Below are 24,143 nucleotides of genomic sequence, written 5' to 3' on the forward strand. Positions count from 1 at the left end.
CATTGCGATTTGTCGCAATGGAATCGTGACCCTTTAGGGTCCCGGAACCTCCCCATTTCAATGGGGAGAGGTTTCAGTTTGAATGAGGGTTTTTATAGAAAGTGCAGCTTGCCAGTTATTATATCATAAAGGTGATTAATTGTGTGAATATTTCCGTATTTCGATGGACTGCAGCCAGATTGAAAAAAAATGCTATAATTAAAGGACAATAGCATAACGGTTAACTCAAGGGTGGCTGGCATCACTCCCAGTTCTTTTAGAAGGGGGGTGGTGCTATGATGACAGTATATGAAAGCATATCTCTCATGATTGCGTTCGGAGTGTTAATTATAGCGCTGCTGTCATTTAATCAAAAAAAATAATCCACCCTTGAGTTTGGCTGCTCCGGTGGATTATCTTTTCCATTCTTGCCAGTCCCCTTGAAGGGAACCGAGCTATTGTATAGACTGAAGGTGCTCCAACACCTTCAGTCGTTTTTAATGTATTCATTTCTAAGTACAGTATACCCTTTTTTTCTAAAAAAGAAAACATCTATGAGGATTTTATAATTCAATTCCACATTTAGCTTTTTTTTGAAGCAGTGAGCTCTTTTTCTTTATTGTTTTTAATCGGTTTAAGTTGCTTATTTTTGATACTCAACTTTATATTTCTTTTTTAGTATTTCTTCTGACATTGTTCCTGTTTATTTGTTTTCGATTCCTGCATAAAGCGCTTGAGAAGTAATAGAGTCTTTATACATATGGTCCCGCCAGCATCTAAATTTTGAATACCCTTTGAATACCCCTTGGCGCAATTCATTGAAATCTTGTGAAATTGAAACTTACTAAATATATTGATACATATGGAGTTTTCCATTAAATGATGAGCCGTGAAAACCCAAAAATTAAAGAACGTAAGAAATACCATATTAAAGCTGCAAGACGTGCTCCGCAACGAAGCGTTAATATCGTTGTTATATCAAAGTTTGCAGCCTCTTCCCGAGAGAATTTGGAAGGGGTTTTTCATCCTGGGATGAGAATTGGATTGAATACCCCTTCGTTAAAAATCAACATGATCTTCGAAGAATTTTGCTGTTTTTCTTTCTCCGATTTAGTCATATGAGTGTATACATTCAATTCACACATCTATGTTCTTTCGTTGCTCTCTTTATCACTAATATCTCTGGTGCTGTCTAAAAGTCGAAAAACCGACTTTTCGGACAGCCCAAAAATGTTTTACTCCTCCATTTGATGAAATCCTTTTGGCAAGATATATACAAACAATGTTAAAAAAAGCACCATCACAACGCCACCCAGTGCCCAAGGGAGCCAAGCAACGGATGAATCATCATTGTTGGCTGTCTGTTGCGGCAAAGGGTTTTCTGTATCAAACAGTCCAATATGACTTGCGATCATTTCGGTTGTGACTTTATCTTCACCCGTGAAAGAGAGGGTACGAATCATTTCATCGTATTCTTGTTCTCGTGGTTGATCGAATTGTAACTTGCGCACTTCTTCAGGTACACGTACCGGCTCTTTTGCCTCTTCTGAAGTGAGCTCTTTTCGTAAATTGGACCGGATTTCATGCTCTTGATACTCGGCGGGATCCGTACGTGTAGGTTCTTCCGCCCCAAAAGAAAGGGGAGAAAACCCTGTAAGGAGCACTGCTGCTACACCACAACAAACAGTCAAACGTTTAAACTTCATATTCCTCTTCCTCTGCAGAATGACGTAATTGTTGATTTTTGTAAATGTGTTTAGCAACCATTATTGCGATTGAAAAGCAGGTGATGGCGACTAGTACCATAGCCCCCGGTACGAAGAGCTTTTGTTCTTGATGTTGAATGGATACGAATAGTTCGGCTATCAGGTTATTGGAACTAAAGTTTGGCAACGCCATATCAAGGAGCGGAGTGGTAAATAGGAAAATGATTAAAGCGCTCCCGAGTGCTCCTATCCATGGTCCGATCATGAACATTAAGCACATCACCCCTGATGTAGCCAGAACAAGCAGTACCGTAATAATGGACCATTGAATGGCTTGTGCCTCCGACATTTTATAGATATTGAGCCCGTATATGCTAATGATTAATCCAAGAGCAACAGATAAAATGACATATAGTGATAGATGCACAGGGATAGGCAAATTCCTATAATGGTGAGCCAAATATCCTATCAGCAGGCTGACGAGCAAGATAATCACAAGCATGACAACCGGTGGCGTATTCGGTTCGGCAGGTCCTTCCACTTGTTCTCCAGCAACGTTGACCGGGTTGGACAAATGTTTGTATACGTAGTCGTTGTAATAGCCATCGTTAATTGCATTATGTAGAATGTCATTCATATTGTCATGTACAAGCTTTGTTGTATCCACACTCTTTTTCCATCGATTATTGAGATCATCAGATTTGCTTTGGACACTTGAGACTTGTCCAAACATTTCTTCCGTTGACCCAATTAAATCGTCTTGGCGTTTGCTAAGAGAAGATACTGCATCGCCAAGTTGTGTGACCTCCATTAGAGACGCTTGAAGACTCACCTGCACAAGGTCTCCGTCAAGACCCTCGATTGGCCCAGCTTCAATTTCGATTGGTTTGCGGTTACTTTTTATTTGCTCTAAAGCGCTGGCCGCATGTACATGTGTTTCATTCACCAATGATACAATAAGCTGCTGTTCTTCTTTTATTTTAGCACTTAGGTCGGTGAGCAGAGTATTCGTATCTTCAAGGAAAGTATCCATTTCAGTGCGTGCGTCTGTAGAGAATTTCTGGAATTGTTTAATATCCTCGGTTAAAAACATGAAGGATGTCACGTTTTCTTGTGCTCCAAGGATTTGCTCTCTTAACTCTCCCATATGAGCAAATTGCTCAATCGCCGCATCTGCATGTTCCTGATTTAAAGTGCTGCTGGAACGATAGTTTCGCACGGTCAGTTCCAGCTCGGAAAGTAATCCGTAATAGTCCATCAGTAAGCCGGGGTCACGATTTTCGATAGAATCCTTAAAACCAGACGCAAATTTACTTGCTGGTTCGGATGATAAAATCCGCTCTTCGCGCTGCTGAATTTTTTCTATCAGTGAGCTCGGCATCGCCTCTGTTCTTTCTTCTAATTGATCCACGTACCGCTGCAGTTTTTCTAAGTAGTCGCTATAACTGGATACGAGCTCGTCGTTGTTTTTGATGTTTGTCTTTTGGCTGTTCAATTCATTTTCTAGCTGCTCAATAAGAGCAATTGCTTCTTTCCAGGTCGCATATGGGGAACGGCCATCTTGAGGCGGATCCGGTTGCAGTGGTTCTCCTTCTCCTGGTTGTTCAGGCTGTTCTTCTGATTCCCTTTTATTGTCTTGGTCATGATCTTCGGACTTCCCTGATGTGTCTTCTTGGCCGAGACCGTTGTCTTGTTCACCCGGTGATCCTGGTTCAGTATCTGGCTCTGGATCAGGAACAGGTTTCTCTTTTTCCGGTTCAAGCTTGGTAAGCAATCCTTTTATGGTTTCGATTTGTCCCTGTACCTCGTCAAGCGTACTTGGTTTCAGCCCCTTCAATTCATCTTGTGGTGCACTTGGCCGCTGCTGCTCATCGGGAGTTTTTTGAGTCAGCTCCTTACGTTTGACGAGAGTAGCTTCCATTGTAGATAAAAAGGCATTCAAATCGTCTTGCTGATTGTAATTGCTAATGACATCCCTATATGACTGCGGCAGGCGGTCAACCTCGCGATTTAATGCCTGAAAAGAGGTGTTCATATTCGTTTTAAAGCCTTGCATTTGTTGATCGAGAGTACCTAATCCAACACGAATCGTTTGCAAATAGTCGTATACGTTGTTTCCTTCATTTTCTAATTGCGGCTGAAAGGGTTCTTGGCCTTCTTTGATCCGTCTCTCACCATCTTCTAATAATGCGTTGAGCTCGGCGGATGCTTCATTCATCAGCTGTTCATTTTCAAGATCGATTAATTGTATGGAATCTGCCGCATCTGCTTGATAAGCCAGGTACGTGTCGATATGGTTCGTAAGCGTTTCAAAAGCCTTTTCTGCTTCTGTCAAGGTTATTTGTGAATTTCCTGCAATACCTGTCGTCTCTTTCGAGTGGGAAAATAGCTGCCTTAAGCGCTCGCGCTGGCGATCAATTTCTTTCCCAAGTTCTTGTGAGCTGGGAGCGTAAAACGAGTACATTTCATTTAAAAAATCGATCTCTTTGTCTAGTATTTTACCAAAATTCGTTTGAACTTCGTTAATTTCTTCACTCACGTAACGCCAATACATGGTCGTAACTTGCCCGTTCAGCTTTTGTTGGGCGGCTTCCAGCTCTTTTTGGACACGTTCTTGGTTTTTCGCGTTTAGGTGGGGCGATATCTCAAAGCGAATGTTGGTGATTCTCGGTACTTCCTCCTTAAACGACATAATGTCACGTGAAAATGAGGAAGGAATATAGATGACAGCATCGTATTCTTTGTTTTCTAGCCCTGATTGTGCGGCGGCCCGGCTGACAACAGGCCATTTGTACTCAGATTCACCGCCTTCAATCGTTAGAATTGCGTCTTGTCCTAGTGTAACGAGGTCATCTTTCGCTTGAAGAAAACCATCATCTTCGTTAACAATTGCGATTTGCTCTGTCGTGTTTTTTGGACGAAACATTGGTTCAGGCCCAATGTAATTAAAAAAGCCGATGGGTATCGCAGCTATGATTAGAATGGCGATGAGTAGGCTGATGGCACCGCTTTTCTTGCTTCTCACAGTCTACAAATCCTCCTTCTTTATATGATTATCCATACGTCGATAAGATTCGACTGTATGTCACGATTTCTTTATTATCGTAACAGAAACAACGATTGATAAAAACATAATTTTATGTGAAAGTATAAACAAATGAAAAATATGATGAGGTTGATCATGATTATGAGAGTAGTAGTGACGTTAGCATCATACGAGAAGAAAAAATGGAAATTAGATTCAAGATTCCTGAATATATTCAAAAAAGGTTGACATTATTAGAATAGCACTCTTACAATAATTATGTATTTAGGTAATTTTTAGGAGGGGTTTTTTCGTGGCACAAATTCGTATGACACCAGATGAATTACGTACAGAAGCAAATGAGACCCGTGCGGATGCAGCATCGTACCAAGAGCTACTGCAAAGAGGAGACGCACGTATTATGAAGCTGGGTTCTACTTGGGAAGGGGAGGCATTCCAAGGATTTGCCGAACAGTGGCAAGACAAACGGCGGCACGTAGAAGAGCTCATCCAGTTGTACGAAGAGCTTGGAACACAAACGGATGATATTGCGAACGTTATGGAAACAACGGACCAAGAAATCCGTGGCCGGATTGGATACTGATTCATTTTACGAAGGCGCAATCGCGATTCATGTTATTGTGGATTGTGATTGCTCTTTCTTTTGGGAGAGGTGTTTTGTGTACATAAAAGTTACAGTTGATTTGCGTAATTATTTGGAAAAAGAAATTGATTTGCGTCTATCCGACCAATACACTGTGCGCAAGTTCATCGACATTGTGTGGGAAGTTGAAAAGCTGAACCAACAGCGGCGGGAGGGTGATTATATCCGGATTGAAAACAAAGCGCGGATACTTGCTGGAGATCAGATCTTGGCAGACCATGGTGTCACAAATGGTGATCGTTTAGTGATACTGTGAACATATCGCTCACAGGAGAGGGGCAGAATTGGGAAAATGAGTGAGAGAAAACGGCTTTATTTAGAAGAACAACTAGGCATGCAGTTAGGAAAAGATGAAAACGGCCATTATACCATTACATTTCAAAATGAAGAAATTCAATTAAATGATACGTTAGAAGCAAGGGTACTAGACGGTTATGATCCGCTCACTACGAGAGAAATCGAGCAAAATGAAGACGACTTTGTCATTAAAGTGCGACCAGTGATCCCTTTGAGGCCGTTTGGCACGCTTAAAAATAAAGAAGAAAATGTGAAACTCTTTGTTGCCCACGCATTGATCCAAAAAGTCATCCAACATGACAATGATAGACTTCATTTGATTGTCAGCCCGGAGAACGTGCTTGTCAGTGATGGGTTGGAGGTGACATTTATCCATTATGGTGTGAAAGACAGCATCCCCCCTTATGAAAAAACCCCCGACAGATTATTTCTCGAATTACGTACCACATTACTAGTACTTTTGGATGGGAACTATCGATTCAATGAATATATGAATCATCATGATACATTAAAGTTATCACATAGAGCAACAGCTCTCATCCAGCAAACAACATTAGAAGGATTACGTGAACTTGTTTGTGATTGGATTCGAGAACAAGAGCAACAAGAGAAGCAATTACATAAAGTTCCGAAAACAAGGTGGACCCTGCAAAAGTGGATAGGCATCGGCCTCATTTCCGCGCTTGTGCCAGCCATTGTGTATATTGTGTACGTCCTTGCCTTTTTACAGCCGCGCCAAGATGCATTTACCGTTAGCCATGCCGCTTTCTTGAATGAAAACTATAGTGAAATCATTGATACCCTTGAACCGTATTCGCCAAGCAGCATGCCCCGCGTAGTAAAATATGAACTCGCGCAATCTTACGTCGCAGTAGAACCATTGCAAGACTATCATCGGGAAAACCTTAAAAATGTGCTCGTACTACAGGCTGCAGAGCCTTATTTCGATTACTGGATTGCGATTGGACGGGGCGAGAATGAAGAGGCCATTGATATTGCCCGCGGGCTTCAAGATAAAGAGTGGCTCGTATATGCCAATTTGAAGCGTCGGGAAGAAGTCAAAAATGATAATAAGCTTTCAGGAAAAGAGCGGGAAGACTTGCTCAAAGAGATTGAAGCGGAGATCGATCATTATATGCGTGAACTTGAGGAATTAGCGGAGGAAGAGGAACCACTCCAGCCGAATGATGAAGCTAATCCAGACAATCAAGCAGGAAAAGCCGAAAAAGAAAAGGATCGTGATCAAAAGGATCATAAACAGGAAAAGGATGGAGGTGGCAAATAATGTCCTCGACATTGTGGATCTTTTACGATCAGTATGTGCAAAGGGCAGCGGTGGATGGACTCCCTGCTGTTATTGGCCAAGGGGAACAAGCGAAGGTGCGAATTTCTTGTTTACAAAAAGACATACAAGTTCGTGATCAAGACGGTCAGTGCTTGATTACGTGTGGAGACGAAGAGCTGCATACCCTTTCTTCCGGTGAATCATGCAATTTGAACATAGACGGTCAACCGTATTCTTTTCTATACATAAAAGAGGTTCCGAGTAAAAAAAAATATTACATGGGTCATACGAATCTTGTGACCATTTCCAATAAGTCTTCCGCCAATGTGGTTTTACCAGCAGATATTCAGGTGGATTGCACATTGCTATGTGAAAGGAAGAAATGGACGCTCTACCCAAAAGAAGGGACGCAGGCCCCATATGTGAACGGAGTGAAAGTGTCCACACCGACCCGTATATTAGACGGTGATGAGCTTCTTTTTGGACGCGTGCTTTTGAAAATTTCAGCTGGCGACATTTTGGTAGTTGAAAGCAGTGAGCCTTATGAAACGACGTTGACCCGGGTAGAAACGCCAACGTCCCTTATGCAACAACAATATCCTATTTACCGTCGTACGCCACGTATGATCTATGAACAACCGACGGATAAAGTGGATTTCTCCATGCCGTCTGAAGAAGTGGATGATACGACTCGCCCACTGTGGTTGGTTTTGCTGCCGCCGCTTGCGATTATCGTGGTCATGGTCACAATTTCGATTACATTGAAACGCACGTGGATGTTGTTCATGTCTGTCCCGATTACAACGGTAATGGCGTTTGTGGCGACAATGATGTTTTTGCGCGAGAAGAAAAAACGGAAGCAAAAAGAAGAAAAGCGTAAACGTGTGTACACTCGCTATTTAGAGATGAAGCGGGACGAGTTGCAGGCGCTGGCGGAAGCGCAAAGGCATGCGCTTTCGTATCATTTGCTGACGTTTGAACAGATGAAGGATATGACGCGTCGTGTCAGTAGCCGTATTTGGGAAAGAACCATTGATAACGACGACTTTTTAGATATTCGAATTGGCCGCTCGTCTGTGCCCGCCAGCTTTGAATTAAATCAACCGGGTGATGAGTTATCAAATCGTGATCGGGATGAGCTGATGGAGGATTTTGAGCGGTTACGTGACAAGTATTCACACATAGAGGATGCCCCGCTTCGTCTAAGTGTCGCCCGCGGTGCGCTCGGATATGTCGGAAAACCTTCCATTGTGGAACGTGAAGTATCGCAAATCATCGGGCAACTCGCTTTTGCACACAGTTATCATGACTTGCGGTTTGTCGCGATTTTACATGAAGAACAGCGCAGGAAATGGGACTGGATGCGCTGGTTGCCACATTTTCAATTGCCTGGTTCAGAGGCAAAAGGCTTCATTTATGATGAAAAGGCGTGCGACTACATTTTAAATCCATTGTATCACATGCTGCGTGATCGAGACTTGGCGCAAAAAGAAACATTTGAGAAGAGGCGGGAAGGGAAAAAATTCCTCCCGCACATCGTTTTTTTTGTCGCAAACCGTTCACTGATTGCAGAACACGGTATTATGGAATATTTGGAGGGGAAAGATAAGCAGCTCGGCTTCACCGTCATTTTTTTAACAGATGTGGCTCAAAACTTAAATGAACATGTGCATACAATTGTGAAAGCAGTAAACCGAAACGAAGGAGAAATTGTTCTGCTAAGGAACATTTCGATTCATAAACGCTTCCAGTTTGATCCATACAATCCGTCGAACGAAAACTACGCCCGCATGCTCGCCTCTTTGTATCATCAACAGGGCATGACGCGTTCAATCCCTGACATGGTGTCCTTTATGGAAATGTTCCCAGGGGTTAAACAAGCGAAAGATTTAAGAATCAATGAACGCTGGCAAATCAGTGACAGCACTAAATCCCTTGCAGTGCCAATCGGCTTTAAAGCAAAAGATGAGCTGCTTGAGCTAGATGCACATGAAAAGATGCATGGTCCTCACGGATTGCTTGCAGGAACAACGGGATCAGGGAAATCAGAGTTCTTACAAACCTATATTTTGTCTTTAGCCGTCAACTACCACCCCCATGAAGTTGCCTTCTTGCTCATTGACTACAAAGGGGGGGGAATGGCGCAGCCTTTTAAAGGGTTGCCGCATCTCCTTGGTGTGATCACCAATATTGCTGAGAGTGAAAACTTTAGTTTGCGTGCCCTGGCCTCCATTCGATCAGAGTTAAAGAAGCGGCAACGCTTATTTGATGAACATACCGTTAACCATATTAACGACTACACGAAACTGTATAAATCAGGTATCGCTAAAGAGCCGATGCCGCACCTCTTTATTATTTCCGATGAATTTGCGGAGCTAAAAAATGAGGAGCCGGAATTTATTAAAGAGCTTGTATCTGCGGCACGCATTGGGCGCTCACTTGGTGTACATCTTCTCCTGGCGACACAAAAGCCGAGCGGAGTTGTGGACGGACAAATCTGGAGCAACTCCCGTTTTCGGATCGCCTTGAAAGTACAAAATGCCACGGATTCAAGAGAAATTTTGAAAAACGAGGATGCCGCATATATTAAAGAAACGGGACGAGGCTATTTACAAATTGGTAGTAATGAACAATATGATTTGTTTCAAAGCGCATGGAGCGGTGCACAGTACATGCGGTCAGCGCACGAGGGGGAAGAGGAGATTGCTTATGTGACAGATCTCGGTTTAAAGCTTGTTTCGCGAGCGGAGATGGAAGAGGACAGCAAACAAGAAAACATCACCGAGATTGAGGCGATTGTCGAGGAAATTGTTACAACAACAAACCAATTGGCAATTGTTCCAGCAAAAAGCCCATGGCTTGACCCATTGGAAGAACGGATCTTCTATGATGCTAAAAGTGACGAAGAAGATGATCCGCAAGCATTCCCATTTGCGCTTGCCGATGACCCGGAGAATCAACGGCAATTCCCCATTAGTTATGATTGGGGCAAGAGCGGCAATTTAATGATCTTTGGTATGAGCGGATACGGAAAGTCGATGACACTCATGACGCTACTCTTGGCATTCGCGGAGAAACGATCGCCTGAGCAAGTTAACTATTATTTGCTTGACTTCGGGAACGGTGCCCTCCTGCCATTGCGCCAGCTTCGCCATACCGGGGATTATATTAAATTGGATGAAGGGCGTAAGTTAGAAAAGCTCATTGGCTACATTGAAAAAGAAATGGAACGCCGCAGTGAGCTGTTTATGGAAAAAGAAGTGAGCAACATCTCCGTTTACAATGAGGTAAGCGACCAGCCATTGCCATCGATTTTCATTGTCATTGATAACTATGACATCTTGCCTGAAGAGTTTCCGGACCTGGTCCCCGCCTTCACTCGGTTCGCCCGAGATGGCCAATCACGCGGGATTTACGTCTTTGTAACCGTAACTGCAAGAAACGCAGTGAAGCCAGTGCTGTTAAACAGCATGAATATGAAGATTTGTCATTACATGATTGATAAAATCGATATCACATCGTTACTTGGAAGGGTTCCATTTGCGATTGAGTCTGTCCCGGGTCGAATGATTGTGGCAAAAGGCAAAAATTGGCTTGCCCATACGTACTTGCCGGCAGAAGGGGAAACGGACTTTGAGGTAATTGAAAACGTGAAAGCACGTATCCAAACGATCAATAACCGCTATGAAGGATCGGCACTGCCAAAATCGATGGTCATGTTGCCGAATACCTTGACACTTGCCGGGTTCCGAGAACGCTTGGAAGAAGATCCTCAACCAGGAATCCCACTCGGCCTGAACGAAGAGACAGTACAGCCAGTCTATATGGCTGAGGATGCAGGGCCGCACACATTGGTTGTTGGTGAGCCACAGCGTGGAAAGTCAAATATGTTGAAAGTTATGCTTTCGTTCTATCTTGAGCAAGATAAAACGGAAAAAATTGTCATATTTGATGGGGTCGATCGCCCGTTATTTGATTTCAATCGCCATGAAAGAGTGTCCTATGTCATGACGCCGGAAGGATTGATTCAAGAGATGGAAGAGGCGACACGAGTGATGGAATCACGAAAGGCTCAATATGAAGAGGCGTTAAGTCAAGGGATGGCATATCCTGCTTTCTCTCCTTATCTCTTTGTTATTGATAATGTTGCAGACTTTAAACAGACACTGGGCATGACGAAAGAAGCTGTTTTTGCGGATATGATGAAAATGTTCGGGCATTTACAGTTCCAAGTCATAGCTGCAGCAAATCATCGAGAAATCAGTTTAGGGCGCAGTCCGGTTATTGAACAATTAAAGACTGTCCGTCAACATATACTTCTGATGAAAAAATCAGGGCAGAGCGTGATAAGCTTTACGATGGATCGTACAGAGACATTAGGAGAGGGATTTGGTTACCATATCGTCAATGGGCAAGATGTAAAAATCAAAATCCCGGAAGTGGTAAAAGAGGATCTGCTTGTCCTTGTATAATATGTTAACTTGTCAACGCCGTTTTGGCTACGTCGTCTGGCGAGGGCTAAACGAAACGTTTAAAATCGTTAAGATTCTTGACAGTAAGGATGGGGTTTTATTCAAAGAAGGATTGAACTGCGTGATAAAAACGAAGAAGGGTGTATAGGTGATGAGCTATTATTTAAATCAAATTAACCTGCTGAATAATGAGATCCGATCGATTAGGAAAGGAATGGATATAGCAGGAGAGCATCGTCAGGAGCTGCTGGATGTCAGAAGTAAGCTAGTAACTGAAAAAAGCACGTTAGTATCAGATAAAAGTCATATTGATCATCCGCAATTAGGAAATGACGCAGCGCGTGGGACCATCGCATCTGACTTCGAAAGGGCAGAGCGTGATATGCTTAAACAGGAGCATGTGAAGTTACCAGAGCAGGTCCAAGAAATGATCGATGCCATTGATAGCGAACGAGATCGGCTCCAGGAAAAAATCGAGAGTGGAAGCCTGCAAATTCAAAACCGAAATCATCGAATTAACCATTTGAGAAAGCTAGATAAACTGGCAAGGGAAAAGAAGGAGTGATAGAAGATGGAAATTAAAGTAAACGTAGAGGAAGCCCTGGCAATCCTTCAAGCGGTCGGGGATCTTGCCGGCAGTTTTCAAAAAGAAGCGGTTGATTCAACTGAAGGGCTAGACATGTTGCTAGCTGAAACCGGAGAAGTAGAAGAAATAGAGAATAAATTAAGCATGTATTTTCAGGCGTTGAGTCAAATGGAAAAGCAATTCCAGGCTTTGGTGCAAGAATATGAGAATGTGGATCATGAGCTTGCAGGGGAAATGAGGTGAAAGCAATGAGAATCCTGGATGTCAGTCAAGCGATCGCAAAGCTTGACAAAGACATAGATCAATTGCAACGTCGCTTGGACTATCTGGATTTGATGGATATAGGGATTGAAAGAGTACTGAATATGGACGGCGCGTTCACTGGAGAAGGCGGGGAAGCAATCATCTTGAATCATGCGGAATTACAGCTCCCAACAATCCGGGCATTTCGCGCCCACATCACCACTACGATTGAAAAAATCGAAAAAATGAAGGCGTATATTCTTGAATTTGAGCCCTCTGAAAACGGGGTAGTAACGGAAGACTTTTGGGATACGCAAATGACTCGAGGGCTAGATAAAGTGGAGGAGTCAGCGGAGCAGTCTAAACAAAAAGTGGATGAATATGCGGCGTCGGTCAGCCATATTATGAATCTTGGAAAGCTAGACATAAGCCAAGTATTAAACTGCATCGATAGTTCGCGTAAATTCGCAAGTGAAGTCGTTGACGGTTTGTATATGCTTGACAATGACGGAGTCGATTTAATGGCTGAGGTACAAGCGAGCCGTACCGAACTAGACGCCATTGTGCAAAAAGCGGTAGAATGGACCAATGCAGGCGGACCTCTTTTACAAGGGGTAAATATTCAAGACGTGAGATCGCACTTCAAAGAGATGACGTTACATAAGGAAGCGCCGGACGTGGATATGGATCGCTTGGATCGTGGAGATGACCGTTCGTTAGTCCAGGGAGTAGTGAACTTCTTGGGAACAGATGTAAAAACGATTCAGAATTGGGGACTTGTCGTTGTTGATATTGCGCGAGGTGCAGCGACTACAATTATGTTTACATCGGGCATGTTGAAATTCGTGGACAATGGAAACGGTACTGTTAAATTAGTGGCCGATAAGAAATGGACAAAGCAAAAAGGAAAGTACGATTCAAAACTGGCTTCTAAAATGCATGAGTTGATGAAACACCCAAAAGGGAAATATATTGTTCAACGTTATGGATATATGCCTAGCAATCTTCCAAAAGAAATAGCCGGATTAAGGAATCTGACTAGAGTAGGAGTTGTAGGACTGTTGAACAGAGCCTCGGGTCCAATGGTGATCTATAAAAATGGTCAGCGGTTTGTAAATTACTTCCGGCGCGGGGATGGTCTTATAGGGAATTCTATAAACTTATTGAAAAATTTGGGTAACAATTTCTTACCAACAATAAAGAGCATTGATGTGAAAAAATCAATTAAAAATATAAAACCAGGTGGTGGCGGCTGGCAAAAGAATCTTGCCCGCGCAGGAAATGTATTGGCGGTGGGACTCAACTTTATGGAAGCATTTTCGGATGCACATAAAGATAAAAGTACGGCCCAAAGAACAGGTCGTGCTCTTGCAGGAACAGCGTTGGATATTGGTGCTGCGTATGCGGGTGCAACTGGAGGGGCAGCTATAGGTACGATGATTTTCCCCGGCGTCGGTACGGTTGTTGGTGGATTTGTTGGCGCCGCAATTGGCGGTATTGCAGCGAACACATTTTTAGGAGAGCCTGTGCGGCAAGTTGGAGAGAAAATTGGAGCTGCAGCTGAAAAAGGTTGGAATGCTGCAGTAGATGCGGGAAAAGCCGCTTTGAATGCAGCAAGTGATTTTGGAAATAAGGTCAAAGAAGGGGCAAAGAATATACTATCGGGCGGCGTCAAAGCACTCGGAAGCCTGTTTGGTTAATGTAGGAAGGGGGATCCCCCTTCCCTATATTACTGCTAGGTTTCTTATTATGGAATGAAATCGTGGAATTGAGGTGCAATTGTGGGATATTTTAACCCTTCTACTCATACATACGAAAAAAAGGAAAGTTTTCTCTTTATTTATACTGGGTATCACTTTTTTTTCGGGTTGTTGGTTCATCTCTATAGTATTCCTAATATCTTTTTTGTGTATATAAATGACACATCGCGTTTATTTGCCATTTTGCTGTGGGGAAGTTATTTTATTGTGAGTGCCATTTCTGCATATGTATACTATCGTTTTCTAGAAAATATTCGATTGGCAACTTATTCGTTTATATTCACTGCAGGTCTATGGTCAATGGTGGCGATCAATTTATATGGAATTCAGGCGCTGGTTGATCTACCTTTTTACCAAGAGCTCTATATTACTCTTCTATGGATTCAATTGTTTTTAATTTTATTTTCATGGATCAAGTGGATCCCAGTTCGTATTCGAGAAAGGGTAGCCCGTATAGTAACCATTATCCTTGGCGCGTTTTTTATATTTCATTTGTTGGGGGTTTTTGCTTCGACCAAAGGGATGGGGATTTATGCATTTTTGTTTGGGAAAGAAGTAGCCGTGGCCCTCATATGGCCAGGCATCGCCCTTTTTTTCTCTGGATTTTGGACACGTTTGATTATGGCCGCAGGCATAGACTTAGACATTACGCCAGAAGAGCGGGCCCGAAGGATGGCGGAAGAGCAAGCACGCGAAGAGGCGCAGAAAAGAAAACCATCGGAAGAAATGCTATCAAGTGGGCGATATTTGGAGTATGGAGAGTTGGATTATTACATTGCAGAGGGAATAAGCAGTTATCGGGAAAAGGGATCGAAGACGTTTGAAGATGTGGAGTTTTTATATGTAGAGAACGGTGTCCGTTATTTTAATCGCTTGGAATGGAGTCCACCAAAAGAAATGATCTTGTACAAAGAGAACGGGCAATGGTATTGTCAAACAACTGGGCAAGAACCTGAACGAGTGCTGTTGCCGGAGCATTTAGAAGAGGAAAAGCAAGAATTTGAAATCGACAAACGTGAATATTTGGAACAAGCGATTGAATACAGACGTATGGTCCCGTACTTTGTAGAGATTCCGAGTGATATTGATGAGTCCGAGATCGACAGGTATGAATAGAGGCTGTGTTATTAAAAAAGCTATCAGCTGGTGTAGAAAATAGTTTTGGTATGATAAAAACGGCTTAAAGGAGGGGCAGGACGGTGAGTGAAACAAATCGAACACAAGTCAGCAAAGATAGTATGATTGTATACCCGGGGAAAGGAAGAACGTTATTGCTTTCTATCCTATCTCTAGCATTTACTGCTGGTTTAATATGGGCAGCATTTAATCGGGAATCTATTTTAGAAGAAGCGCAAGGCATCACATCAGTAACCGCTCCAATTTTACCTGTATTGGTCGCAATAGGCATCCCGTTTTTTGGTCTCTGTACGGTTTACTTAGTGTATCGTTTTGTAAAACCGAAGCCATCACTGCGTATTGATAAAGATGGGATTGATGATAATGCTTCTTTTGTTGGTGTAGGCAAGATCCGTTGGGACGAAATTGAACGGATTGGGATGTATTCGTTGATGGGCCAAAAAATGATAGGCATCATTCCAAAAGATTTTGAGCCATTCCTAGAGCGACAAAGTGGTGTAAAACGTGCACTATTAAGTATGAACAAGAATAAAGAGTTTCCAATCAGTATCCCGCAAAATGCAAGTAATGTTCCGTTAGAGGCCGTGTTGGAATTTGTTGAACAGTTTATTGATCAAGAGAAAATCGGTTAGGCCATTCATTTGTGCTTATATCATGATTGCAATGATTGATAAACATGAGTGGAGGGAAGGGCAATGATTCAGGAGAAAAAAACATTCTCATTATCAACAGAGGAACTGAGCGTAGCGATGATGTTGTGTGGATACGAGCAAGCGGCGGCTGATGCGCTAAAAAACACACGAGATTGGGAAAGTGATGGGCAACTACAGGAAGTTGTCGGAGAAGCGGAGTTGTTATTACGACGTCGCGGTTATCAAAATGAGAAAGGTGAAATGGATTACGGACTCGAAAGCTTGATTCATCTATTGATGGGGGCAGAGAAAAAAGTACGATGTGTTCACGGTAAAACAGTGATGCTTTTACATAACATGGGGTCTCGGAAAGTGCTTGTGCAAAAATGTGAAGATGGTATACATAGCTTTTATGACATGGATATGACAAAAAATAAACAAGGTGAAAAAACAATACAAGACTTTTATCAGTTTCCTGCCGAGCAACTGATCGAGACGGAGCCCTTTATAATGTCGAGTGAGATGTTCCAGTCTTTTTCAGTCGCAAAGACGGCAAAACAAGTCAACGAACTGCTTTCTGAAGGAGAACATCCTCCAGCTATGCAGGCATTCATGGATGCGTTTGTGGAGAGCGGATGTTTCTTGAATAATCTTTCATTGATCAAGTCTGACTACATCACAGATGAGAACGAAATGCCAGAAATACATTTATTTTTACCATCAAAATCATTCATTTGGTATATCGATTACACGGAAGTAGATACGGAAGGTAAGGTATACTTCTACCCTACAGAAGCATCTTCATTGATTCAGATGATCATGAATCGGATAAAAATGTGGTTTGGTTTTTAAAAAGGAGCGGATGTGCGTATGGAGGAATGGAGGATGAACTTCTTAAAAGAAAAGAAGATCGCCTTAACTACAGATGAATTTATTGGAGTACTCGCCTTGTGCGGTTATGAGGATGTGGCGCGTGAAGCCTCATTGCTAAAGCGGAATATGATGACAGATGAACAACTAGACGCTTTCTCCTATCACGTGGAAAGGCTGTTAAAGCATCGTGGTTATTGGGATGAAGCCCGTACAACACAATTAATCCAAGAAGTAGAAGACATGATTCATGCTGTGATGAAGGCGCCGAAAAAGGTTCGTTGCGTATATGGGCAGCATGCATTAATATTTCATCACTTAGCTGATGGAGGCAGGATTGTCCAGCGTTTCGAAGGCATGGATCATATGTTTACGATGATTAGTGGTAATCTTGATTATGTAGAGCATCTGATCGACTTTTATGGTTTACCTGAGGAAGAGCCAAAAGAGGGGATCGCACCTTTTAAGATCGAAAGAGAACTGTTTGATTCAATGGTTACATATACAGATGAAGAAATGGACGCAATTTGCAAGGATGAGGACCATCCAATCTCTTTCCGCTTCTTTTTAAGAGACTTTCAAGAACGTCATGCCACTTTTGATTCCATTACGTTTATGTTCGGGGAAGAAGTGGAAGAGGCGCAGCGCGATGAGCCGGTATATCTATTTTTAAGAGGAAAGTCGTGTGTGTGGATTCTAGATTATAGCTCTGTGGCGGAAGCAAATGAAATCGATGTATATCCTGTGGAAATGAAGGAATATATGAAACTGATCGCAAAGGAAGAGCTTCTAGCTTGGTTGGAACGGAATTAACATAACAGAAATGTACTTTTCTTGGTGGCGAGCTTTGTAAAGCAGCTCGTCACCTTACTATACGATCAAGAGCCGATACCTAGTAATTACTATCGTATCAGGACGTTTCGAGGCAGGGGCAAAGAATTTACTATCAGGAGGCGCCAAAGCGCTCGGAGTTTTATTTGAACTTTCCTTGGCAGGAAGATTGAGGCCCATTTGTATTTTTTGAAAAAATGCCAAATGGGCTTTTTCAGATTTTCCGAACGAGAAAGTCCACTTTTTAAAGTGTGGAAAGTTCGGTCAGACAAGATTCGAGGAATCTTTTAAAATAGAAAAAATAAATTGCTATAATTAAAGGACAATAGCATAATTGGTTAACTCAAGGGTGGTCGGCGCACTCCCGAAAGGGGGATGGTGCTGATGACAGTTGCATAAGGATTAATGCTGATGGTTAGTTTCGGGGTGTTAATCGGTGCGGTTATGTCAGAAAAAAACAGTAAGAAATAAAACCCACCCTTGAGTGTGCAGTTCATTTAAGGTGGGTTTTATTCCATAATCGTGCCGATCCCCTTTGTAGGGAACCAAGCTATTGTATAGGCTGAAGGTGTTACAGCACCTTCAGTCGTTTTTAATGTATTCATTTCTAATTACAGTATACCCTTTTTTTTGAAAAAGAAAACATATTATTTTTCTTCGTCTGTGACAACTACTTGTAGGCATTTATTTTTGCCCTTTTATTTTGCAGGTATTTTTATATTTTTCCTCTCCATCAGGCACTTCTTTGTGAAAACACATAAAAGAGTTTTTGCAAAAACATTCCCATGCCAGCAAATATCTTTCAATTTTCAATCGGGGTTTGCCCTTTTTTCATTAAGCTTCCGCTTCCTCTGTAAAGCTATTTAAAAGTTTCATGAAGCAAAAAAAGTAATGGAACATTAATGAGGAAAAAAGATCTATATTCGAAATAATTGTTTTTCGGGCGCAAATTGACAACAAAATGAAAAACAAGTATTATAATTGAGAATGATAATCAATGAGAAGGGGAGGTGGATGATGACCTTTCATCCTGTTTATTGAGCTTTCAGAACTAATGAACACTATACTTTGGAACAAGAAAGGACTTACATATGCATATGCAAAGAAAACGAAAAATACCCTTTATATTAATATTGCTCTTTTCAGTTGTGGCCATCCTATCACTAGTAGGTTGTTCAAGTCAGTCATCATCTGAATCTGATACAACAAAATCTGCTTCTACAAAAGCTGATTCCGAATATCCAATCAAAATTAAACATGCTTTAGGCGAAACGATTATTGAAAGCAAGCCGAAACGAGTCGTTACGATCCAATGGGGAAACCAGGATGTTGCTTTAGCTCCTGGTGTTGTTCCCGTAGGTTTCTCTGCAGCCAACTTTGGTGTACAAGATGATAGCGGACTTTTACCTTGGACAGCAGAAAAGCTGGAGGAGCTTGATGCAAAGGAACCTAATGTATTCCAAGATACAGATGGTCTTGATTTTGAAGCGATTTCAGATGCGAATCCGGATGTTATCCTGGCTGCTTACTCTGGTATCACGCAAGAAGATTATGACACGCTTTCTGAAATTGCTCCTGTTGTCGCATATCCAAAAGCACCTTGGGCAACAACTTGGCGTGAACAAGTTGAATTCAATGCGACGGGGATGGGCATGAAAGAAGAAGGCGAACAGCTAATTAAAGACACTGAAGATATGATTCAAGAAAAATTAAACAAATACCCTCAAATCAAAGGTAAAAAAGTTGTTTGGGTGAACTTCTCAGCGAAAGATTTATCTAAACTGCACATTTATACACCAATCGACTCCCGTGCCGCATTTCTGGAGGAATTAGGCATGGAGTACCCAAAAAGTGTTACAGAGTTAATTAAGGATCCTAACAATTTTTATTTAGAATTAAGTACTGAAAATGTGGAGGCTCTGTATGATGCCGATATTATTGTTGGATATGGTGATGATCATTTATTAAAAACGATACAGAAAGATCCATTACTTGGAAAAATTCCTGCTGTTAAAAGAGGTTCGGTCGCATTTATCGAAAGTGATACGCCTTTAGTTGCTGCAGGAACGCCAACACCACTTTCAATTGATTACACGATTGATGATTACTTAGAGTTATTAGGTAAAGCTGTTGATCGTATAAATGAGTAGTTCCTCTGTTTCGAAACGTAAGCAGCTAGACTTGCATGTTCCAAGAAACTTTAAGCTGATGCTTGTCATTTCTATTATTTTATTAATTGCATGTATGATAGCTTCGCTTTCTTTGGGTGCTCGTATAGTAAGCTTTCAGGAATTAATAGATGGTTTATTTAACCAGAATATAGATTCCTATGGAGCAAATGTAGTGCGTAAACGATTTTCACGAACGATTTTCGGCTTATTATGTGGAGCAGCATTGGGGGCAGCCGGGACACTGATGCAAGCTGTTACTCGGAATCCACTTGCAGATCCCAGCATACTGGGGGTAAATACCGGAGCAGCATTATTTGTTGTTTGTGGAATTGCATTTTTAAATATTAGCACGGCAAATCAATATATTTGGTTAGCTTTAATCGGAGCAGCATTAACTGCGGCATTCGTATTTGGAATCGGTTCGATGGGACGAGGTGGCGCTACGCCAATTAAGCTAGTTTTGGCCGGAGCGGCTACAACTGCCGCTCTATCATCTCTTGTCACCGCTATTATGATTCCCAATTCTTATGCCATGGATCAATTCAGATTCTGGCAAGTAGGCAGCGTTGGTTCTGGCACCTGGAGTTCAATTACTGTGTTTCTGCCTTTTTTGATTGTTGGAATGTTGATTGCAGTTATTACAGCTCCAGCTCTTAACGCTCTTGCACTGGGCGATGACGTTGCGACAGGACTGGGCGTTCGCCCGATATTTTTACGTCTTGCAGCAGCCATTGGTGGCGTGATTCTATGTGGAGCGGCTACTGCCTTAGCAGGTCCTATCGGATTTATTGGCCTTTTGTCTACACATGTGATGCGCCTTGTTCTTGGTCCTGATTTACGGTTTTTAATCCCCATGTCCGCGATTGCAGGAGCGATTATTTTAACACTATCCGATGTAGCGGGACGACTCATTGCGAGTCCTGGAGAACTTGAAGTTGGTGTGGTTACAGCATTTATAGGTGCACCCATACTGATCTTATTAGCTATGAAATCGAAAGCGCGGTCATTATGAAAAATCAATCTGTTGAAGTTACATTTATGATGGCAGGCATGCGTCAGAGGCGTCGGCGTTGGGTCCTCGTTACGAGCTTGCTTACAGTACTAGCTGGTGTTCTTTGTTGTGCCATGCTTTTGCTTGGAAACACGATTTACCCGGTTCAAGAGGTCATTCGCACACTTTTGGGAGAGCAAATTCCAGGTGTTTCTTTTGCGGTGAATACGATACGTCTTCCAAGAATGTTAGCCGGTCTTTTTGCAGGTTTTGCCTTCGGTATTGCAGGATACATTTTTCAAACGATATTGCGTAATCCACTCGCAAATCCAAACGTATTAGGAATTACATCCGGTTCAAGCGCGGCAGCTGTTTTATGTATCACTGTGTTTCATGCAAACAATTCAGTGATTTCTATTGCTTCGATCATTGGGGGCCTTATGACCGTCGTTATTATGTACTTCCTTTCTCAAGGAAAATCTTTTTCAATTGGCCGATTAATTCTTATTGGGATAGGGATACAAGCGATGCTTGATGCGGTAATATCCTATCTGCTATTAGTCAGTGCCCAACAAGATATTCCGGCCGCATTGATATGGTTGAATGGCAGCCTCAATGGCTCTCAAATAGAAGAATTGCCTCCACTTGTGATAACGGTTATCATTTTTACTCCTATTGTTATCTTATTAGGAAAGCACTTAAACATGTTAGAACTGGGTGAGCACATGGCTTCTTCTCTCGGTGTTGCTACAAATAAGACAAGAATAGCGCTTATTGTAAGCTCGGTCTTGATGATTGCCATTGCCACTGCTACAACGGGTCCGATTGCCTTTGTCTCTTTCCTTGCAGGAACGATTGCGAATAGAATAGTTGGTGTGAGTTTCTCTAATATTATACCAGCAGGTCTTGTAGGTGCTAATTTAGTGTTGGTAGCGGATTTAATTGGACAATTTGCTTTTGAATATAGGTTCCCTGTAGGCATCATAACGGGATTGCTGGGAGCGCCCTATCTCATCTTGCTATTAATCCGAATGAATCGAAAGGGAGAATTATAATGAAAACGATACATGGTTTTCGAGCAGAAAAGGTACGATCGGGCTATGATAACAAGACGATTATACACGGCATTGAGCTTGAAATACCGAGCAATAAAATAAGCGTTATTATCGGAGCAAATGGCTGTGGGAAATCCACGCTTTTAAAAACGCTGGCCAAGCTTATTAAACCTTCATCCGGAGAAATTACGCTTGATGGCAAAGCAATCAGCAAAATTCCACCGAAGCAGTTAGCTCGTGTTCTAGGCATTTTACCTCAATCACCTGTTGTTCCGGAAGGAATAACGGTAGCGGATTTAATTGGGCGGGGACGCTTCCCGCACCAATCTTTGCTAAGCGGATGGTCAAAAGAGGACTATGAGGCTGTTGCAGAAGCGATGGAAATCATGAATATCACTGAATTTGCAAACCATGATATTGATGAGCTATCAGGTGGCCAAAGGCAGCGTGTTTGGATTGCAATGGCTCTAGCGCAGCAAACGGATATTTTATTTCTTGATGAGCCGACAACTTTTCTGGATATCACTTATCAAGTGGAAATTTTGGATTTGCTCACAGACCTTAATCGAAAATACGGTACGACCATTGTGATGGTTCTTCATGATATCAACCTGTCAGCGCGTTATGCAGATTATATTTTTGCACTTCAAAAAGGGAAACTTGTAGCGGAGGGCGAGCCATCAGATATTATTACAAGTACATTAATCAAAGATATTTTTGGACTTGATTGTACCGTGATTAATGACCCGATTTCAGCCACCCCTTTAGTTGTGCCAAAAGGCAGATACCATGTTGAAGCATAGATTCCAGGTGCAATATCTTCATAGCGCTGCACCGTTCTACCCCTTTGGATATCATTATCTATAGGGGTGTCTTTATTATTTATAAACATGGAAAGCCCCCGTGAACGAATGTCTAGCATGTTATTTTTTATTTTTATTCATAAACCATTTTGCGATAAAGTTGGGTTCCTTCACACGGCAATTGTGGAATGCTGAAATTTTCCATTCGCCATTTTGCTTGACGACTATATTTGTGTTTATTGAATCTCTATGTTTGGGGTAATTTTTTTGCCAACGCATTTTCGTGCTTCCGACACAATGTACAATAGCAGTGGTGCTGTTCAAAAAGCGCATATCTGTTATGTGCCCCTGCAATTGTGATCCTTTTAATACACCGTCAAATAACGCTTGATGCAAGGTTTTTACATCTTGTTTGCCTTTTATATGCTGCCCATTGAAAGTGACATAATCAGCGTCTTCGGTAAAGCAAGCAGCATATGCCTCTCCATCACCATTACTCCAGGCGGAATACATGGTTTCAAATAAATGATTAATGTGTTCCTTTTCCATTTCTAATTCCATTTTATCTTCACCTTCTCTTAATTAGAGTGGTTCGTCTTAATCTGTTCCTTTAAATGAGATATCCATTCCAGTTCCAGCTTCCACTGATTCATTTGATGATCCATTAACCCTTGGATTGTTTGGAAAAAGTACGTATTTTGCATAGGTTGTACTTGGTTAGGGTTTTCATCAAACTCTAATTGCTGTTCTTTAATATGATCGATAGCTTTCTGACAATATCTTGTATAGTGATCTACCAAATATACTTGATCTTCATAGGATAAAAAATCAAGGTAGGCAGCTTTCCTACGGAAAATCTTTTGGTAGTTTCCAAGGCCTTTTTCGGTTTCCATCATTAATTCATAAAAGCGGTCTTTTCCCTTATCAGTAATTTCATAGGTACGGGATGACCGTTCGGATGGAAAGGGGACATTTTCAGGATTCGCCTCTTGAATAAACCCTGCTTTATTTAGTTTGTTTAACAAAGTGGAAAGTGTACCCCTGCTAACCGTTTCCCAAGGGCCAATCGTGTCATTGGCTATTTTCGAAATGAGATAGGCATGTAAGGGGAATTTCATTAATAATGACAGGACTAGCAGTTCATACAATCGTCATTTCACCTCTTTTCCCTATGTTAGTTTTTATAAAACTGTTTTAATAAAACTATATGCTTATCAAAAGCAATTGTCAATAAAAAATGATAATGCTGCCGGATTGTTTTTTTTAAAGCAAGTCCAATCATTGTTTTTTTCCGTAATCTTTATCATTTTCTGCTGTTACCAGGATAAACCTTGTTTTGTCATCTTCAAGAAATGCACTTGCACCATCGATTACATTTTTCTGGGATCCCTTCCTTTTCGCCGGGGTGTTCCATATATTTTTATATCAAAAAAATATGTTTACACATTATAAATTTTTGATATAATAAAAACGATCAAACATATAAAGGAGGCAACAATTCATTTTCCAGAGTGGCAATGTAACTGTGATGGTAGCGGACATAAACAAGGCGGTACAATTTTACGAACAACTGGCAGAAGGCCCGGTATTTCAATGCCGGGATGAATGCCGGAAACATAGGTTTAAAAAAGAAATC

The 24,143-nt window shown here is 41.8% G+C and carries 21 protein-coding genes; 17 read left to right on the top strand and 4 right to left on the bottom strand.

The window, feature by feature from the left end; translation table 11 throughout:
• The first annotated feature begins 278 nt into the window (after positions 1–278).
• Together AB1L08_RS16345 and AB1L08_RS16350 are read left to right on the top strand one after the other, a co-directional pair.
• A complete protein-coding gene (locus AB1L08_RS16345; protein WP_376785304.1) occupies positions 279–362 on the top strand; it encodes a putative holin-like toxin in 84 nt (27 codons plus the stop codon).
• Positions 363–858: 496 nt separating this feature from the next.
• Positions 859–1,101, top strand: a complete 243-nt coding sequence (locus AB1L08_RS16350; RefSeq protein WP_413065721.1) for a hypothetical protein — start codon at positions 859–861, stop codon at positions 1,099–1,101.
• A 113-nt stretch (positions 1,102–1,214) separates the two neighbouring features.
• Here AB1L08_RS16350 and AB1L08_RS16355 read toward each other — a convergent pair whose 3' ends face one another.
• Both AB1L08_RS16355 and esaA read right to left on the bottom strand, forming a co-directional pair.
• Positions 1,215–1,685, bottom strand: a complete 471-nt coding sequence (locus AB1L08_RS16355; protein WP_413065722.1) for a YueC family protein — start codon at positions 1,683–1,685, stop codon at positions 1,215–1,217.
• Positions 1,675–4,710 carry a type VII secretion protein EsaA gene (gene esaA, locus AB1L08_RS16360; protein ID WP_413065723.1) on the bottom strand — a complete coding sequence of 1,012 codons (3,036 nt, stop codon included), beginning with the start codon at positions 4,708–4,710 and terminating at the stop codon, positions 1,675–1,677. Before esaA ends, AB1L08_RS16355 begins: the two co-directional genes overlap by 11 nt.
• A gap of 313 nt (positions 4,711–5,023) precedes the next feature.
• Here esaA and AB1L08_RS16365 point away from each other — a divergent pair, with 313 nt between their 5' ends.
• The 15 genes from AB1L08_RS16365 (at position 5,024) to AB1L08_RS16435 (ending at position 22,507) form a co-directional block, all read left to right on the top strand.
• Positions 5,024–5,314 carry a WXG100 family type VII secretion target gene (locus AB1L08_RS16365; protein WP_413065724.1) on the top strand — a complete coding sequence of 97 codons (291 nt, stop codon included), beginning with the start codon at positions 5,024–5,026 and terminating at the stop codon, positions 5,312–5,314.
• A gap of 76 nt (positions 5,315–5,390) precedes the next feature.
• Entirely contained in the window at positions 5,391–5,630 is a 240-nt protein-coding gene (yukD, locus tag AB1L08_RS16370; RefSeq protein WP_413065725.1) for an ESX secretion system protein YukD, read from the top strand.
• A 36-nt stretch (positions 5,631–5,666) separates the two neighbouring features.
• Complete coding sequence (essB, locus tag AB1L08_RS16375) at positions 5,667–6,956, top strand: type VII secretion protein EssB (protein WP_413065726.1); 1,290 nt, start codon at positions 5,667–5,669, stop codon at positions 6,954–6,956.
• Positions 6,956–11,428, top strand: a complete 4,473-nt coding sequence (gene essC, locus AB1L08_RS16380; RefSeq protein WP_413065727.1) for a type VII secretion protein EssC — start codon at positions 6,956–6,958, stop codon at positions 11,426–11,428. Before essB ends, essC begins: the two co-directional genes overlap by 1 nt.
• A gap of 151 nt (positions 11,429–11,579) precedes the next feature.
• A complete protein-coding gene (locus AB1L08_RS16385; RefSeq protein ID WP_413065728.1) occupies positions 11,580–11,993 on the top strand; it encodes a YwqH-like family protein in 414 nt (137 codons plus the stop codon).
• A gap of 6 nt (positions 11,994–11,999) precedes the next feature.
• Entirely contained in the window at positions 12,000–12,257 is a 258-nt protein-coding gene (locus tag AB1L08_RS16390; RefSeq protein ID WP_413065729.1) for a hypothetical protein, read from the top strand.
• Between the two features lie 5 nt (positions 12,258–12,262).
• Positions 12,263–13,957, top strand: a complete 1,695-nt coding sequence (locus AB1L08_RS16395; protein ID WP_413065740.1) for a T7SS effector LXG polymorphic toxin — start codon at positions 12,263–12,265, stop codon at positions 13,955–13,957.
• Between the two features lie 267 nt (positions 13,958–14,224).
• Positions 14,225–15,133, top strand: a complete 909-nt coding sequence (locus AB1L08_RS16400) for a hypothetical protein (protein WP_413065730.1) — start codon at positions 14,225–14,227, stop codon at positions 15,131–15,133.
• An 83-nt stretch (positions 15,134–15,216) separates the two neighbouring features.
• Positions 15,217–15,786, top strand: a complete 570-nt coding sequence (locus AB1L08_RS16405) for an STM3941 family protein (protein WP_413065731.1) — start codon at positions 15,217–15,219, stop codon at positions 15,784–15,786.
• Between the two features lie 63 nt (positions 15,787–15,849).
• Positions 15,850–16,638, top strand: coding sequence for a hypothetical protein (locus AB1L08_RS16410; protein WP_413065732.1), 789 nt, complete (start codon positions 15,850–15,852; stop codon positions 16,636–16,638).
• Positions 16,639–16,671: 33 nt separating this feature from the next.
• Positions 16,672–17,469 carry a hypothetical protein gene (locus tag AB1L08_RS16415; RefSeq protein ID WP_413065733.1) on the top strand — a complete coding sequence of 266 codons (798 nt, stop codon included), beginning with the start codon at positions 16,672–16,674 and terminating at the stop codon, positions 17,467–17,469.
• 1,109 nt (positions 17,470–18,578) lie between these two features.
• A complete protein-coding gene (locus AB1L08_RS16420; protein ID WP_413065734.1) occupies positions 18,579–19,637 on the top strand; it encodes an iron-siderophore ABC transporter substrate-binding protein in 1,059 nt (352 codons plus the stop codon).
• Positions 19,630–20,670: a FecCD family ABC transporter permease gene (locus AB1L08_RS16425; RefSeq protein ID WP_413065735.1), complete on the top strand. Its 1,041-nt coding sequence runs from the start codon at positions 19,630–19,632 to the stop codon at positions 20,668–20,670. Before AB1L08_RS16420 ends, AB1L08_RS16425 begins: the two co-directional genes overlap by 8 nt.
• Positions 20,667–21,704, top strand: a complete 1,038-nt coding sequence (locus AB1L08_RS16430) for a FecCD family ABC transporter permease (RefSeq protein WP_413065736.1) — start codon at positions 20,667–20,669, stop codon at positions 21,702–21,704. The genes AB1L08_RS16425 and AB1L08_RS16430 overlap by 4 nt, the downstream gene beginning before the upstream one ends.
• The gene (locus AB1L08_RS16435; protein ID WP_413065737.1) at positions 21,704–22,507 is read left to right on the top strand and encodes an ABC transporter ATP-binding protein; all 804 of its coding nucleotides are present in this window, start codon (positions 21,704–21,706) and stop codon (positions 22,505–22,507) included. The genes AB1L08_RS16430 and AB1L08_RS16435 overlap by 1 nt, the downstream gene beginning before the upstream one ends.
• A 120-nt stretch (positions 22,508–22,627) precedes the next feature.
• On the opposite strand, the gene AB1L08_RS16440 is transcribed toward AB1L08_RS16435, so the two are convergent.
• On the bottom strand, positions 22,628–23,068 hold the full coding sequence (locus AB1L08_RS16440; protein WP_413065738.1) for an SgcJ/EcaC family oxidoreductase: 441 nt from the start codon (positions 23,066–23,068) through the stop codon (positions 22,628–22,630).
• A gap of 17 nt (positions 23,069–23,085) precedes the next feature.
• The gene (locus AB1L08_RS16445) at positions 23,086–23,655 is read right to left on the bottom strand and encodes a PadR family transcriptional regulator (RefSeq protein WP_413065739.1); all 570 of its coding nucleotides are present in this window, start codon (positions 23,653–23,655) and stop codon (positions 23,086–23,088) included.
• Positions 23,656–24,143: the final 488 nt, after the last annotated feature.

Origin of the sequence: Siminovitchia jepli, assembly GCF_047228825.1 — a bacterium.
Taxonomy (GTDB): domain Bacteria; phylum Bacillota; class Bacilli; order Bacillales; family Bacillaceae_C; genus Siminovitchia.

Bases quoted from the DNA above. Each gene is read 5' to 3' on its own strand.
- AB1L08_RS16345 (WP_376785304.1), top strand. From the start codon at position 279: ATGACAGTATATGAAAGCATATCTCTCATGATTGCGTTCGGAGTGTTA.
- AB1L08_RS16350 (WP_413065721.1), top strand. From the start codon at position 859: ATGATGAGCCGTGAAAACCCAAAAATTAAAGAACGTAAGAAATACCAT.
- AB1L08_RS16355 (WP_413065722.1), bottom strand. From the start codon at position 1,685: ATGAAGTTTAAACGTTTGACTGTTTGTTGTGGTGTAGCAGCAGTGCTC.
- essB (WP_413065726.1), top strand. From the start codon at position 5,667: ATGAGTGAGAGAAAACGGCTTTATTTAGAAGAACAACTAGGCATGCAG.
- essC (WP_413065727.1), top strand. From the start codon at position 6,956: ATGTCCTCGACATTGTGGATCTTTTACGATCAGTATGTGCAAAGGGCA.
- AB1L08_RS16385 (WP_413065728.1), top strand. From the start codon at position 11,580: ATGAGCTATTATTTAAATCAAATTAACCTGCTGAATAATGAGATCCGA.
- AB1L08_RS16390 (WP_413065729.1), top strand. From the start codon at position 12,000: ATGGAAATTAAAGTAAACGTAGAGGAAGCCCTGGCAATCCTTCAAGCG.
- AB1L08_RS16395 (WP_413065740.1), top strand. From the start codon at position 12,263: ATGAGAATCCTGGATGTCAGTCAAGCGATCGCAAAGCTTGACAAAGAC.
- AB1L08_RS16410 (WP_413065732.1), top strand. From the start codon at position 15,850: ATGATTCAGGAGAAAAAAACATTCTCATTATCAACAGAGGAACTGAGC.
- AB1L08_RS16415 (WP_413065733.1), top strand. From the start codon at position 16,672: ATGAACTTCTTAAAAGAAAAGAAGATCGCCTTAACTACAGATGAATTT.
- AB1L08_RS16420 (WP_413065734.1), top strand. From the start codon at position 18,579: ATGCATATGCAAAGAAAACGAAAAATACCCTTTATATTAATATTGCTC.
- AB1L08_RS16425 (WP_413065735.1), top strand. From the start codon at position 19,630: ATGAGTAGTTCCTCTGTTTCGAAACGTAAGCAGCTAGACTTGCATGTT.
- AB1L08_RS16430 (WP_413065736.1), top strand. From the start codon at position 20,667: ATGAAAAATCAATCTGTTGAAGTTACATTTATGATGGCAGGCATGCGT.
- AB1L08_RS16435 (WP_413065737.1), top strand. From the start codon at position 21,704: ATGAAAACGATACATGGTTTTCGAGCAGAAAAGGTACGATCGGGCTAT.
- AB1L08_RS16440 (WP_413065738.1), bottom strand. From the start codon at position 23,068: ATGGAATTAGAAATGGAAAAGGAACACATTAATCATTTATTTGAAACC.